This window comes from Spirillospora sp. NPDC052269 (assembly GCF_040679435.1).
Lineage (GTDB): Bacteria > Actinomycetota > Actinomycetes > Streptosporangiales > Streptosporangiaceae > Spirillospora.
This window is the reverse complement of the sequence record NZ_JBFAUU010000010.1, coordinates 298,254-312,778: the sequence shown is the minus strand read 5'-3', so window position 1 is coordinate 312,778 and position 14,525 is coordinate 298,254. Positions and strand designations below refer to the sequence as shown.

12 protein-coding genes are annotated in these 14,525 nt (G+C 70.9%); 6 read left to right on the top strand and 6 right to left on the bottom strand.

The features are described from left to right. Positions 1–6: 6 nt before the first annotated feature. On the top strand, positions 7–1,308 hold the full coding sequence (locus tag AB0L06_RS23295) for an acyl-CoA thioesterase/BAAT N-terminal domain-containing protein (protein ID WP_500233169.1): 1,302 nt from the start codon (positions 7–9) through the stop codon (positions 1,306–1,308). A 47-nt stretch (positions 1,309–1,355) separates the two neighbouring features. On the opposite strand, the gene AB0L06_RS23290 is transcribed toward AB0L06_RS23295, so the two are convergent. Beyond that, complete coding sequence (locus AB0L06_RS23290; protein WP_500233168.1) at positions 1,356–2,012, bottom strand: maleylpyruvate isomerase N-terminal domain-containing protein; 657 nt, start codon at positions 2,010–2,012, stop codon at positions 1,356–1,358. 98 nt (positions 2,013–2,110) lie between these two features. Further along, entirely contained in the window at positions 2,111–2,836 is a 726-nt protein-coding gene (locus tag AB0L06_RS23285; protein WP_500233167.1) for a TetR/AcrR family transcriptional regulator, read from the bottom strand. 85 nt (positions 2,837–2,921) lie between these two features. Between AB0L06_RS23285 and AB0L06_RS23280 the strand changes: the two genes are divergently transcribed. Beyond that, positions 2,922–4,325 (top strand): MFS transporter, encoded by a 1,404-nt coding sequence (locus tag AB0L06_RS23280; protein WP_500233166.1) that lies wholly within the window; start codon positions 2,922–2,924, stop codon positions 4,323–4,325. Further along, the gene (locus AB0L06_RS23275; RefSeq protein WP_500233165.1) at positions 4,322–4,654 is read left to right on the top strand and encodes a nuclear transport factor 2 family protein; all 333 of its coding nucleotides are present in this window, start codon (positions 4,322–4,324) and stop codon (positions 4,652–4,654) included. The genes AB0L06_RS23280 and AB0L06_RS23275 overlap by 4 nt, the downstream gene beginning before the upstream one ends. A 63-nt stretch (positions 4,655–4,717) precedes the next feature. On the opposite strand, the gene AB0L06_RS23270 is transcribed toward AB0L06_RS23275, so the two are convergent. After that, positions 4,718–6,412, bottom strand: coding sequence for a hypothetical protein (locus tag AB0L06_RS23270; protein WP_500233164.1), 1,695 nt, complete (start codon positions 6,410–6,412; stop codon positions 4,718–4,720). 78 nt (positions 6,413–6,490) lie between these two features. Next, the gene (locus AB0L06_RS23265; protein WP_500233163.1) at positions 6,491–8,035 is read right to left on the bottom strand and encodes a long-chain-fatty-acid--CoA ligase; all 1,545 of its coding nucleotides are present in this window, start codon (positions 8,033–8,035) and stop codon (positions 6,491–6,493) included. Positions 8,036–8,228: 193 nt separating this feature from the next. Here AB0L06_RS23265 and AB0L06_RS23260 point away from each other — a divergent pair, with 193 nt between their 5' ends. Beyond that, a complete protein-coding gene (locus AB0L06_RS23260) occupies positions 8,229–8,843 on the top strand; it encodes a hypothetical protein (protein WP_500233162.1) in 615 nt (204 codons plus the stop codon). Positions 8,844–8,916: 73 nt separating this feature from the next. Here the strand turns inward: AB0L06_RS23260 and AB0L06_RS23255 are convergent, their stop codons facing one another. Next, entirely contained in the window at positions 8,917–9,528 is a 612-nt protein-coding gene (locus AB0L06_RS23255; protein WP_500233161.1) for a lytic polysaccharide monooxygenase auxiliary activity family 9 protein, read from the bottom strand. A 401-nt stretch (positions 9,529–9,929) separates the two neighbouring features. On the opposite strand from AB0L06_RS23255, the gene leuS reads away from it, so the two are divergent. After that, on the top strand, positions 9,930–12,395 hold the full coding sequence (gene leuS, locus AB0L06_RS23250; RefSeq protein WP_500233160.1) for a leucine--tRNA ligase: 2,466 nt from the start codon (positions 9,930–9,932) through the stop codon (positions 12,393–12,395). Positions 12,396–12,578: 183 nt separating this feature from the next. On the opposite strand, the gene lexA is transcribed toward leuS, so the two are convergent. Continuing rightward, a complete protein-coding gene (lexA, locus tag AB0L06_RS23245; RefSeq protein ID WP_500233159.1) occupies positions 12,579–13,283 on the bottom strand; it encodes a transcriptional repressor LexA in 705 nt (234 codons plus the stop codon). A gap of 721 nt (positions 13,284–14,004) precedes the next feature. On the opposite strand from lexA, the gene AB0L06_RS23240 reads away from it, so the two are divergent. Next, complete coding sequence (locus AB0L06_RS23240; protein ID WP_500233158.1) at positions 14,005–14,286, top strand: LysM peptidoglycan-binding domain-containing protein; 282 nt, start codon at positions 14,005–14,007, stop codon at positions 14,284–14,286. Positions 14,287–14,525: the final 239 nt, after the last annotated feature.

Genomic DNA, 14,525 nt, shown 5'->3' with positions numbered 1-14,525 from the left:
AGGAGCGTGTCCCGATATGGGGCACGCTTCTTCGGTTTGTGGGGGCTTGGCCGGGAGGTTGTGTTGCGCTCGGGGCGGCTTTCGGCGGCGACGGCGGTTCTGCTTGCGGGGAGTCTCCTGACCGGATGCGGTGGTCAGAAGCACAGCACGCACGCCGACTTATCCGTGGACGCGCCGGACGCGCTCGTGGACCGGGCCGTCCACATCTCGGTCAGTGGGTTGCGTGCGGGCGATCGGGTCAGCGTGACCTCCGCCGCGTCCGATGCTCAGGGGAAGACCTGGCACGGGAACGCGACGTTCCGCGCGGACGCCCAGGGGCGCGTTGACCTGGTTCGCGATCGTCCGACGTCCGGCACCTACACGGGCGTGGACGGCATGGGGCTGTTCTGGTCGATGAACCCGCCTAGCGGCGACCCCGACGATCAGGGCTTCCGCGGGCCGGTGCCGTCCTTCCAGGTGACGATCGGTGTCACCGCGCACGGGAAGAGGTTGGCGCAGCGGACGCTGACGCGTCGATGGCTCGCGTCGGGAGTCACCCAGAAGACGTTCACTCCCGCCGCTGACAAGGTTTCGGGGGTTCTGTTCTCGCCTCCGCCCGGGACACCGCGCCGCCCGGCCGTCCTGGTGTTCGGCGGGTCCGAGGGCGGCAACTCCGGGGTGACGGACGTGGCTCTCCTCGCCTCGCACGGCTTTCCGGCTCTCAGCATCGCCTACTTCGCGGAACCAGGGCTGCCCAGGTACCTCAACAGCATCCCCATCGAGTACTTCGCGCGTGCCGCGCGTCTGTTGGCCGCTCAGCCGGGCGCCGATCCGGCCCATCTGATCGTCCAGGGGTACTCCCGGGGCAGCGAGGCGGCGCTTCTGGTCGCCCAGCTCTACCCCGGCGTCGTTCACGGCGTCATCGACTACGCGCCTTCGGCCACTGCCAACGGGGGCTTTCCCAATGGCCCCGCATGGACCAATGGAGGACAGCAGATCCCGCTGGCGCCGCTTGCGGTCGACCACATCAACGGGCCCGTCCTGGCCATCGCCGGAAGCGCGGACGCATTGTGGGGATCGGAGCCGGCGGCCCGGCAGATCATGAAGGAACTCGACCAGGCTCCCGACCGCTTCCAGCACCGGATGCTCGTGTACCCGGGGGCCGGGCACGGCGTCGGCACCTTTCCCTACATTCCCGGGGGCACGAAGATCCGGCATCCGGTCACCGGACAACTGTTCGACCTGGGCGGTAGCCGTCCGGCGAACGACCTCGCCCGGCGGCAGGGCTGGGATCAGGTCCTCGGCTGGCTGGCCGCCCTCGGCCACTGACGAGGACGTGCACGGCGGCGTTCGTGAGCGTTGAACGGGTGCGGGCTTCAGCCGAGGTGGAGGGGGAGTTTTGGCTGGCAGTCGGCCAGGATCGCCTTCTCCTCGTGGGTGGGGGCGCGGCGGCCGGTGGCGAGGAGAAGGGCGTCCTTGTCGGAGAGGGACGCGGGGAACGGGGCTCCGGCGATGCGTTCCAGGAGGGCTCGGGCGGCGGACGTCGACTCGGACGGAGGCTCGGGAGCGTCGGGGAAGTCCGCGATCAGGTCGAGGTGGTGCAGCGTCCATTCGAGGACGTAGGCGGACAGGTAGTCCGCGACCGTGAGGACCTTGTCCTGCGTGCTGACGTGGGCGGACGGGTCGGCGAGGGCGGCGGCGCGTCCGGCGGCGGTGCCGACGTCGTCGAGGTGGAACTTGAGCCAGCGGGGTTCGCCGTAGGCGGCGGCGAGGCGGGGGATCAGGGCGTCCAGGGGATCGTCGCCGGTCGGGGGCTCGTCCTGGACGTCCCAGTAGGTGGCCGCGTCGGCGGTCGGCTCGGTGTCGGCGGGCGTGACCAGCGTGATCAGGACGTCCTGCGCGTCGATGACCAGATGGCAGGCCAGATCGCGGACCGACCATCCGGCGCATCCGGACGGACGCTCGAAATCCTCGTCCGGAGTTTCCGCCACCGCTGCGAGCAACGCCGTCCAGGAGCGCGAGAAGTAGTCCACGCGCGGCACGCTAGCCGCGCCCCGCGGGACCTACAACCACATTCCCGCCCGCTCTGACATGAGTGTTCCGGCGGGACGGAACGTGTAGCTGCGCGGGATCAGGCGGTCAGGCCGAGGGACGTGACGAGGGCGCGCATCTCGTCGTGGTGAATGGTGGCCGGGTCGTGGATCAGCGGGCGGAGGTGGCCGTAGATCTCGAGGGCGACGAGGCCGTGCATGCGGCCCCAGACGCGCATGGTGAGGGCGAGCGCTTCCGGCGGCAGGTCGGGGAACTCCTCGCGGACGTGGGCGACGAGGTTGGAGTCGAACTCGTCCCACGTGTAGGCGCGGCCGTCCTTCTGGAGCGGCGCGGCGGTCGGCCAGGCGGCGGCGACGAGATCGGTCAGCGAGGTGCAGGCGCGCAGCTCGGCCGCCTTGCCGGGACCGTCGGGCGGCGCCTGGTAGCCGGGGACGGGGTCGCCGTAGATCAGCCGGAACCCGGCGGGCTCGTTGATCGCCCACTCGCGCATGGCCTGGGCCCAGGCCATGAGCCGGCCGCCCGGATCGGACGCGGGGACGGTGTCGCGGGCGGCCTGGGCGGCGTCCACGAGCTCCGAGTAGACGTCGCCGATCAGCGTCGTGACCAGGTCGTCCCGGGTGCGGAAGTAGCTGTAGATCGCGCCCGCCGTCATGCCCATCTCGCGGGCGATGGCACGCAGCGAGATCGCGTCCGGCCCGCCCTCGGACATGAGCCGCAGGGCGATGTCCTTGATCTCGCCGGTGGTCTGTTCCCGCAGGCGGGCTCGGCGGTTCGCTCTCGGCTTCGGCGTCGTGTCCTCGGTCACGCTTGACACTCTACAGCGTTGGGCTACTGTACGCCGTACCGCATTTTGAACGGCGTGTAGTAAATCTACGGCATGCAGGTGAAAGATGGATCAGCAACGACTACGGCTTGGGCTGCTGGCGTTGACGCAGCTCATCGTGGCTTTGGACTACAACATCGTGTACGTCGCGCTGCCCGACATCGGGAAGGCGCTCGGATTCGGGCCGTCGTCCGTCCAGTGGGTGGTCAGCGCCTACGCGGTCGGGCTCGGCGGGTTGCTGCTGTTCGGCGGACGCGCCGTGGACCGCATCGGCCCGCGCCGGATGTTCATGACCGGGCTCGCGCTGTACGGCATCGCGTCGCTCGCGGGCGGACTGGCCACGGGCGCCGGGACGCTCATCGTGGCCCGCGCCGTCCAGGGGGCGGGCGGCGCGCTGCTGACCCCGGCGACGCTCACACTGATCTTCCGGGGCTTCGCCGAAGGATCCGAGCGGAACAAGGCGCTCGGCGCGTGGGGCATGGCGGGTTGCGCCGGACTCGCCGCCGGCTCGCTGCTCGGCGGGGTGCTGACGAACTATCTGGGCTGGTCGTGGGTGTTCTACGTGAACGTCCCGCTGGCGCTCGTCAGTGCCCTGGCGGCGCCGAAGCTGCTGCCCGCCGACCCGGCCCGCACCTCCGGCTCGTTCGACGTGCCCGGCGCGGTGCTCGCCACCGCCGGTTCGGCGCTGCTGGTGTTCGGACTCGCCAGTGGCGCGGACACCGGATGGCTCACGCTGCGCGGGGCCGGATCCCTGGCGGTCGGCGCCGTCCTGCTCGTCGCGCTGCTCGTCCTGGAGTCCCGCACCCGGAACCCGCTGATCCCACTGCGGCTGGCCCGCAGCCGCGGCCTGGCCACCACCATGATCGTGATCGCGCTGTACCAGAGCACGCTCGGCGGCGGTTACTACATCCTCGTCTCCTACCTGCAGCCCGTGCGCGGCTACAGCTCGCTGGAGGCGGGGCTGACGTTCCTGCCGTTGACGCTGGTCAGCATGTACGGCGCGCTCAAGGCCGCCCCGATGGCGATGGGCCGCTGGGGCATCCGCACCACGCTCGCGCTCTCGATGGTCGGCACCGGTGCGGGCATCGCGGTGACGGCCGCGGGCGCCACGTCCGGCGGCGGGTTCTGGACGCTGCTGCCCGGGTCCGTGATCTGGGGCCTGTTCGGCGGCGTCGGCTTCGTCACCCTGTTCGCCTCCGCCGGGGCGGGGGTGGCGCCGGACGAGCAGGGCGTCGCGTCCGGCCTGACCAGCACGGCCAAGGAGGTCGGCGGCGCGATGGGCCTCGCGATCTTCGTCGCGATCGCCACCGGCACACGGAACCAGCTCGACGGGCTGCACGCCGCCGGGTGGACGGCCGCGATCGTCACCGTCGCCGGCGGACTGATCGCCCTCGTCCTCAAGTCCCCTCGTTCCCTTTCCGGTTCAGAGAAGTCAGAGCAGTCACCCACCCTTGAAGGAGTCACCCAGTGAACGCCAACGAACTGATCGCCCAGTACTTCGACCTCTGGAACGAGCGGGACGCCGCCGCCCGTGAGGTGCTGATGAAGTCCGTCGTCACCGAGGACTCGACCTACACCGACCACGACTACGCGGGCCTGCGCGGATACGACGAGCTGACGGAGGCGATCGGCGTCGCCCACGGCAAGTTCGGTGACCTGCGGTTCAGCGTCGGTTCGGTGATCGACGTCCACCACGACCGGGCGCTGTGCTCCTGGGAGCTGGGCACGGTCGCCACCGGCTACAACGTGGTCGAGTTCGAGGGCGACCGCATCCGGAGCGTCGTCGCGTTCATCGCCTGAGCCCGGAAGAACAGGGACGGCGTCCCGGTCTGCACATGGGCCGGGACGCCGTTTCGGGTTCGGTCAGCGGACGCCGTAGGCGCGAATCAGGGTCTGGTCGACGACGCCGTCGACCTGCGTGCGGAGCGAGACGTAACCCTGGGACGGGTTGCGGAAGACGGTCTTCCAGCCGGTGCCCTCCTGGACGACCCGGACGGACTCCCAGGTCGCGCCCTCATCCGCGGACGTCCAGACCTTCGGGGTGCTGGACGTGGTCAGGCCGTCCGGGACGAGCGAGACCGTCTGGAGCGAGCCCGCGACGGCGCGGTTCGAGGCGTCCAGGCCCGGGACCCTGGACCGGACGACGCCGAGCTTGAACGCGGCCTTCGGGTCGGTGACCTGGACGTTCCAGGCGATGTGCTGCCGGGACGAGAGGTCCGACCAGGACGCGGAGCGCTTGGCGTCGACGGCGAGGGTGTACCGGCCCGGCTTCGCCGGAGTCCAGCCGTCGAGGTGGCCGGGGACGCCGCTGTACGCCACGATCACGCCCGAGGCGTCGGTCAGTTTCGTCGTCCCCTGGGTGGACGCGCCGGGGCCGGGGACGGCATCGGCGTCCGCGCTGCTCAGCAAGGGCACCTCGACGAGGTTCTGGCCGTCGCTGTCCGGGGTGTAGGTGCCCTGGCCCGGCCCGAACGGAGCCTGGCCCCACGTGCGCGCGTACTTGCCGGGGCCCGCGAACCGCTCGTGCCGCATCAGGAAGTCGTGGTCGGTGAAGGCGCAGGTCGGGTCGCTGATCGCCTGCGTTTCGGACCAGTCCTCGCCGGGCGTGAAGTACTCGGTGCGCTCGGTGGGCAGCGCACCGAGCGGGCTGTAGGAGAAGAGCTCCACATCGGTCGTCCAGAGGGGCGAGGACTGCCGGGCGGAGCAGCCCCGTCCGCCCGAACTCACGTAACGGGTGCGGACCTCGGCGAGGTCGGCGGTGCGCACGCGCACGCTCGGGTCGTCCGGGATCCCCTTGAACGACGAGCTGATGTTGTAGACGTACGGGCTGCCCTCGGGCGCGCCGCCCCTGGTCAGCTGCCCGAGCACGTCGAGTTGCAGGTCGCCGCCGGGCGCGGCGGGCGTCGCGTAGAGCTCGTCGGCCCACATGATGGTGACCGACCGGTAGCGGTCGTCGACCCGCTGGGAGACGGACGCGGCGGTGAAGGCGGACGCGGCGTCCGCCCTGTCGGCCGTCGCCCGGATGGGACGGGCCTTGCGCCCGTCCAACGTCACGGTGGTGTCGGCCTTGACCTCGACCTTCGGGGCGTACAGCAGGACGGTGGAGGTCCGGCCGTCCGGCGCGGTGTCGTGGATCTTGGTGTCGACGATGAGGTCGCCGTCCGGGACGGGGCCCTCGGCGTGACCGTTCACCACGTCCAGGAAGACGGGCGTGTCCCCGTTCACCGGCCACACGTAGAGGGCGCGGGCGCGGTCGGTGGAGGGGGCCTTGCCATCGCGGTCCAGGACGTCCACCTTGAGGACGTGCTCACCCGCGGCCGCGACCTTGTGCGGACGGCGCGCCTTCGCCTCGGGGTCCGAGCCGGCCCTGATCGGGCCGCGCTGGTGGGCTCCCTTGGCCTTGGGCGGGATCGGTATCCAGGCCGGGTGTGTCGGAACCGTTCTCACGGGAACCGACTCCGCGGGGAACGCGTATGCGGGGAGCGCCATGCCCGCGCACATCGCCGCGGTTGAGACCGCCACCGCCGCCTTGAGCGCGCTTGCTGCCTTGAACGCCATGCGAATCCTCCCGTGGTGACGGCGGCGCTCGGTGCGCCGCCGTCACGAGAGGTTCGCCGGAACGTCCGGTCGCTTTCCCTAGCGGAGTTCGCGCTTGAGGATCTTGCCGGTCGCGGTCATCGGGAGCTCCTCGCGGAACTCGATGAGGCGCGGGTACTTGTAGTTGGCGAACTGCTCCTTGCCCCACGCGATCAGCTCGTCCTCGGTGAGGGACGATCCGGGCACGCGGATCACGTACGCCTTGATCTCCTCGCCGTGCGAGTCGTGCGGGACGCCGACGACGGCCACCAGCGACACGTCCGGGTGGCTCATCAGGACCTCTTCGAGCTCCCGCGGGTACACGTTGTACCCACCGCGGATGATCATGTCCTTGGAGCGGTCGACGATGTAGTAGTAGCCTTCGTCGTCGCGGCGGGCGATGTCGCCGGTGCGGAACCAGCCGTCCCGGATCGCGGCCTCGGTCGCCTCGGGGCGGCCGTGGTAGCCCTTCATGATGTTGTGCCCGCGGACGGCCACCTCGCCGGGGCCCTCGCCCTCGACGTCCTTCCAGTCGTCGGTGATGAGCTTCATCTCGACGCCCCAGATCGGCAGGCCGATCGAGCCCGGCTTGGTCGGACGGTCCGGACGGTTGAACGAGGCGACCGGCGAGGTCTCCGACAGCCCGTAGCCCTCGAGGATCTGGATGCCGAACTTCTCCCGGAAGCCGTTCAGCACCTCCATCGGGAGCGCCGCGCCGCCGGACACCGAGACCCTCAGGTTCTCCTTGATCGTCGCGATGTCCTCGGCGGACGTCTCGTGCGTCAGCAGGCCCCAGTACATCGTCGGGACGCCCGCGAAGAAGTTCACCTTCTGCTCGACCATCAGCCTGATCGCCTCGTCGGCGTCGAACCGCGCCTGCATGACCATCGTCGCGCGGCGGTAGAGGCTGACGTTCATCACGCAGCTCTGCCCGAAGATGTGGAAGAGCGGCAGCGTGACGAGGGTGGTGTCGTGCGCGGTCCGGACGAACAGCGTGTCGTCGACCATCGCGTTGGTCAGCAGGTTGCTGTGCGACAGCATGGCGCCCTTGGGCTGGCCGGTCGTCCCACTGGTGTAGATGATCACGGCGGTGTCGGTCGGCTCGGTCGCGACCGGCTCGAACTCGCCGGACTTGCCCGCGAGGGCCGCCCAGAACAGCTCGGCGCCCTCGATCGGGGACTCGGACGCGGCCGGGTTCGCGGGCAGGAGGAAGAAGTGCTCGCAGTTCTCGGCCCGCTCGAACCCGGCGAAGCCGGTCTCGCCGAGCGGCAGCTGCGGGGTGCCCTCGAAGCAGAAGAACGCCTTGGCGTCCGAGTCGGTGAGGTGGTAGGCGATCTCGCGCGGCTTGAGCAGCACGTTCAGCGGGACGACGACCGCGCCCGCCTTGAGCGCCCCGAAGTACACCATCGGGAAGTACGGCAGGTTCGGCGAGGAGAGCGCGATCTTGTCGCCCGGCCCGATCCCGCGTTCGCGCAGCAGGTTGGCGACCTGGTTCGCGACCGTGTTGAGGAACGCGTAGGACAGCCGTAGATCACCGAAGACCAGGGCGTCGCGGTCGGGGGTCTCGCGGGCGGCGTCCTCCAGCAGGACGGACAGGTTGTACATGGCACTCCTCGCACCGAAGTCACCAGGCGGTTATTACCGACGAGTTTATGTAGTTTTGCCCACATCCTGGACCATGGGTGCCCGAGCACGCCAGCCCCTGACGTGGGCTTTCTTGTTTCGAGGGATATGTGGTGGTTCGTCGCTACCATGGCGGCGACGCGTCCGACGGGCCGCGACAGAGGGGGACGCGCACGTGCTGATCATCTTCGGCTTCCGGGTCGTGTACTTCACGCTCGACCGGGGCGTGTTCCACTGCCCGGACTGCGGCGGCGACCGCGAGTACCGGCGCCGTCAGGGCCGCAACTTCTTCACCCTGTTCTTCATCCCGGTTCTCCCGCTGAACAAGACCGGGCCCGAGATCGTCCAGTGCGACACCTGCCGGGGGCGCTGGACGACCGGCGTCCTGGCCGTCCCGACCAGCGCCCAGCTCTCCACGATGCCGGGCACGCTGCTGCGGATGGCCGTCGTCCAGGTGCTCCGCTCCGGGGACGTCACCTTCCCCGGGGCCCGGGAGCGCGCGGTCGAGGTCGTCCGGCAGGCCGGCGGCGAGTACGACACCGCCGCCCTGGACGCCGACCTCGGACGCTCCTTCGACGACATCCGGGTCGAGATGGCCCGCTCCGCGGACACCCTCGCCCCCGAGGCCCGCGAGAACATCCTCCGCGCCGCCGCCGAGATCGCCCTCCTGGACGGCCCGCTCACCTTCTCCGAAGAGGAGACCCTGAACGCCGTCGGCGCCGACCTGGCCCTGACCCGCGTCCAGATCACCGGCGTCCTCTCCCTCGCCCGCGACTCGTCCGGCCACTGATCCGGTCCCTCGAACGGGAGGATCCGCCCGCCGTCCCTCCCAGGGGCGGCGGGCGGATCCGGTTGTGCGATGGTCAGCCGAAGTCGACGTCAGAACACTGGTAGAAGGCGTTGGCGGTGTCGGCGATGGTCCATACGGCGAGGATCATGTGGCGTCCGTGCTTGTTCGGCAGCGTCCCAGTGTGCGCGACGCTGTACGGCGGGATCCTGCCGCCGTAGTCGACCTCCAGGAACGGCGTCAGGTCGAGCTGGGCGCGGGTGAGCGGCTGCGTCGGGTCCCAGCCGTCCCTGGTGGCGAAGTAGCGGAACGAGGTCGTGGCGTGCGCGGCGGTCAGCGTCCAGGTGAAGGTGAAGGACGCGCCGGGCGTGAGGGACGCGGCGGGCCAGGCGCCGCCGCGCGGGTCGTCCAGCGGGGCCCAGCGGGAGTCCCCGGCGGCGCAGATCGTGCCGTCGGCGGGCCCTGCGGACGGGAATCCCTTGGGCCCCTCGGTGCTCTGCGGCTCCCACTGGATCGGGCCGCAGTTCTTGACGACGTTCTGATGGCAGAGCAGCGCCCGGCTGGGCGGCGCCGTGGTGTAGCCGTGCGCGAGGGCGGGCGCGGCGCTGAGCAGCGGCAGGCCGAGTCCCGCGACGGCGGCGAGCAGGAGCGTGGTCCTGCGGGGAGCGAACGAGCGCTTTCCGGGCATACGCGTCTCCTTGGCGGGGGAGCCCCTCGGGGACGGGGCTCCGGAGCGGTGCGTGGCCAGGGCCGGGAGTCGGCCCTTACTGACAAGAAACCTTCCTGTCGGATCCCCGTCAACCCCCTCCGCCCGGACGGCATGGAGCGTGTGGGGTCCGCCCCCGCCGCGGCGGGGGTTCGGGTATCGGGGAGGCCGGTGACCTTGCCTCTGCGCTACTCTTGGGGTATGCGAGCCAGGCTGCTCCTTGGACCGCCGTGTTGACGCGATAGAGACGCGTCGGCGCGGCGACCCCTCCTGTGCGAGGGGTCTTCGTATGTTCCGGGGCCCTTTTCGGTACGGGCCAGGGCACGGAACTCCACCCCAGAGCAGTCGGACCATCCCGTTTCAGAAGGACCGGAGTAGCGACCGTGAGCAGCGACGAGCAGTACGACCCCCGGGCGGTTCAGGACACGTGGCAGGCCCGGTGGGCCGAGCTCCTGCCGTTCGCCGCCGCCGAGGACGACGGCCGCGAGCGTCGCTACGCCCTGGACATGTTCGCCTACCCGTCCGGCGACCTGCACATGGGGCACGCCGAGGCGTTCGCCATCGGGGACGTCCCGGCGCGCTTCTGGTTCCAGCGGGGCTTCAACGTCCTGCATCCGGTCGGCTGGGACTCCTTCGGCCTGCCCGCCGAGAACGCCGCGATCAAGCGCGACGCGCACCCCGCCGAGTGGACCTACGCCAACATCGAGACCCAGGCCGGGTCGTTCCGCCGGTACGCGCCGTCCTTCGACTGGTCGCGCCGCCTGCACACCTCCGACCCCGAGTACTACCGCTGGACGCAGTGGCTGTTCCTGCGCCTGTTCGAGCGCGGCCTGGCCTACCGCAAGGGCGGCCAGGTCAACTGGTGCCCGAACGACCAGACCGTGCTGGCCAACGAGCAGGTCGTCGGCGGGCACTGCGAGCGCTGCGGCGCGCTGGTCGAGAAGCGCGTCCTGACCCAGTGGTACTTCAAGATCACCGACTACGCCGACCGGCTGCTGGACGACATGGACCAGCTGGAGGGCAACTGGCCCGAGCGCGTCCTGCTGATGCAGCGCAACTGGATCGGCCGCTCCACCGGCGCCGACGTCGACTTCGTCGTCGAGGGCCGGGACGAGCCGGTCACCGTCTACACCACCCGTCCGGACACGTTGTACGGCGCGACCTTCATGGTCGTCGCCGCCGACGCCGCGCTGGCCGAGGAGATCGTCGCCCCTGAGCAGCGCGCCGCGTTCGAGGCCTACCGCGACGAGGTCTCGCGGGAGAGCGAGATCGAGCGGCTGTCCACCGAGCGCGAGAAGACCGGCGTGTTCCTGGGCCGGCACGCGGTCAACCCGGTGAACGGCGAGCGCATCCCGGTGTGGGCCGCCGACTACGTCCTGGCCGACTACGGGCACGGCGCGATCATGGCCGTCCCGGCGCACGACCAGCGCGACCTGGACTTCGCGATGAAGTTCGACCTGCCCGTGCGCGTCGTGGTCGAGACCGGCGAGGCCGACCCGGCCGAGACCGGCGTCGCCACCTCGGGCGACGGCCGCATCGTCAACTCCGGCCCCATCGACGGGCTGGCCAAGGCCGACGGCATCGCCAAGATCATCGAAGTGCTGGCCGAGCGCGGCACCGGCAAGGCGTCGGTCAACTTCCGGCTGCGCGACTGGCTGGTGTCCCGGCAGCGGTTCTGGGGCTGCCCGATCCCGATCATCCACTGCGGGTCGTGCGGCGAGGTCCCCGTCCCGGACGACCAGCTGCCCGTCGTCCTGCCGGACAACCTGCGCGGCGCCGACCTGGCGCCCAAGGGCGAGTCCCCGCTGGCGTCCGCGCACGACTGGGTGAACGTGCCCTGCCCCAAGTGCGGCGGCGCGGCCCGGCGCGACACCGACACCATGGACACCTTCGTCGACTCGTCCTGGTACTACTTCCGCTACTGCTCGCCGCGCTACACCGAGGGCCCGTTCGACGTCGAGGCCGTCCGCAAGTGGATGCCGGTCGACCAGTACACCGGCGGCGTCGAGCACGCGATCCTGCACCTGCTGTACAGCCGGTTCTTCACCAAGGTCCTGTACGACATGGGCATGGTGGACTTCACCGAGCCGTTCCGCCGCCTGATGAACCAGGGCCAGGTCATCCTGAACGGCGCGGGCATGTCCAAGTCCACCGGGAACCTGGTCGACCTGGGCGAGCAGATCGACGAGTTCGGCGTGGACGTCGTCCGGCTGGCGATGCTGTTCTCCGGCCCGCCGGAGGACGACATCGACTGGGCGGACGTCTCCCAGCACGGCATGCTGAAGTTCCTGGGCCGTGTCCACCGGATCGCGTCCGAGGTCGCGTCCGAGCCGGGCGCCGACCCGGCCGAGGGCGACGCCGCGCTGCGCCGCGTCACCCACCGCACCATCGACGAGGTCACCTCGCTGGTCGAGTCGGGCCGGTTCAACGTCGCGATCGCGCGGATCATGGAGCTGGTGTCCGCCGCGCGGCGCGCCATCGACTCCGGTCCGGGCGCCGCCGACCCGGCCGTCCGGGAGGCCGCGGAGACGATCGCGATCGCGCTGTCGCTGTTCGCGCCCTACACCTCCGAGGAGGCGTGGTCGCTGCTGCGCCGCCAGGCCCCGGTGATCAAGGCGGGCTGGCCGTCGGCCGACCCGGCGCTGCTGGTCGAGGAGTCGGTGACCTGCGTCGTCCAGGTCGCGGGCAAGGTCCGCGACCGCCTGGACGTCCCGCCGGCCATCAGCGCCGATGACCTGGAGCGGCTGGCCCTGGCGTCCCCGAAGGTCCAGGACGCCCTGGCCGGCGCCGACATCGCCAAGGTCATCGTCCGCGCGCCGAAGATCGTCAACATCGTTCCGAAGCGCTGACCCCGTAGCGGGCGCAGCGGCCCGCACCGCCGCTCGAGCCGCCGGGACGCCCACGGGTGTTCCGGCGGCTCGAGCGTGCCCGCCGACTCCGGCGGGCGTAGCCGACGCACACGTGAAAGGGCCGTCCTGCTCGGGGAGCGGGACGGCCCTTTCAGCGCGCGCGGAACGCCGGAGGAGTGTGCGTCACATCTTGCGGAGGACGGCGACGACGCGCCCGAGGACGCTGGCCTCGTCGCCCGGGATGGGCTCGTAGGCGGCGTTGGCGGGCATCAGCCAGATGTGCCCGTCGCGGCGCTTGAAGGTCTTCACCGTGGCCTCGCCGTCGATCATGGCGGCCACGATGTCGCCCTGCTCGGCGACCGGCTGCTGCCGGACGACGACCCAGTCGCCGTCGGCGATCGCGGCCTCGATCATCGAGTCGCCGGAGACCTTGAGCAGGAAGTGCGTGCCCTCGCCGACGAGCTGCTTGGGCAGCGCGAAGACGTCCTCGACGGCCTCCTCGGCGAGGATCGGGCCACCGGCGGCGATCCGTCCGACCAGGGGGACGTAGGCGGGCGCGGTGCGGCCGTGGGAGTCGACGACGCCGTTCGGGGCCTCGAAGTTCTCGTCCTCGGTGCGGACCGGGGTGGCGCCCGGCACGCGGACCTCCACGGCGCGCGGGCGGTTCGGGTCGCGGCGCAGGTAGCCCTTGCGCTGCAGCGCGCGGAGCTGGTGCGAGACGCTGGAGGTGCTGGTCAGCCCGACCGCCTCGCCGATCTCGCGCATCGAGGGCGGATAGCCGCGCCTGGTCACCGAGTCGCGGATGACCTCCAGCACCATGCGCTGCCGCTGGGTCAGGCCGCTCTCGTCGCTGGGACCGTCGGGCAGCTCCCGGACCTTGCTGCTCATCGCTCGTTCGCCTCCCGGCGCGTCGCTCCGTCACTCCTCGTCACGGCACGATATCGCGGATCCGCTTAATGATCAAACAATTGTTCGAAGATGGTCCTCGATTTTCACCCTCGCGTGCGCTACAACATCGTACATGCGTTCGATCGAAAATGCTTTCGATCAAGAACGGCGGGCACGTGCGGTGAAGGGGGCCGACATGGCGGTGCAAATGCCCCGCGGGGGACGTGTGACGGTGGACGATCCGTCCGGCGGGCCTCGGCGACGACCGGAACTCCGTCGAGGCCACCTCCGTCTCGTCCCGCCGCTACAGGAGCCCGAAAAACCGGCTGAGCCGGGCGCTTCGGACGCCTATTCGCGCGGTGACGCGCCTAGCGACATGGCGCGTCCTGTACGTCCTGCAAAGCGTCGCCCGGCGCGTTCGGCGGTGTCCGCGCGTCCGCAGAGTCAAGGTTCGGCGCGTCCGGTGCGTCCGGCGGCGTCTGTGCGTCCGCAGGGCCAGAGTTCGTCGCGTCCGGTGCGTCCTGCAAGGCGTCGCCCAGTGCGTCCGGCGGCGTCTGTGCTTTCGCAGGGCCGGGGTTTGGCGCGTTCTGGCGAAGGGGTGTGGCGGCGCTCGGGTGGAGCACATTCGGGCGAGCAGGCGGTGCGGGGGCGGCCTCGCGCGGGCGCGCGGGGGAAGAGCGGTGTCGGCGGGGTTCGGCTGACGCGGCGAGGACGTGCCGCGGTGGTCGTGTTCGGGGCGATGGTCGCGCTGCTCGCGCTGTGGGGGGCGGGTGCGTTGTCGGCATCCGCGGGCGGACAAGATCATCGGGATCGTCCGCTGCCGGACGGCCTTAAGGTAGTCCGGGTCGTGGTGCGGCCGGGGGACACGCTGTGGGGGATCGCCGGGCGTGTCGAGCCCGGGGCGGACCCGCGACGCACGGTCACGAGGATCCTGGAGCTGAACGGGTTGCCGGACGACACGCTCGTCCAGCCCGAGCAGCGCCTGCGCGCGCCCGCTCACTGACACCCGGACGGGCGAGCCGCGGCCACGCGGAGCACTCTGGGGCACACGTCTCGCGACGCTGTCGAGGCGGCCGCCCCAGGGGTGTCCCGCGGCGGCTCGTGGGCGTCGGACGAGGCGCTGCGCGACGGCGTGGAGACTGCCCGCGAGGGACGTCCGGCGTCGCTGCGAAGCGTGTCGCGCCGTGACCTCGGCGGACTGGTGTTCGTGCAGGTCAAGGCGGGTTTTCTCGGTGACGGAAG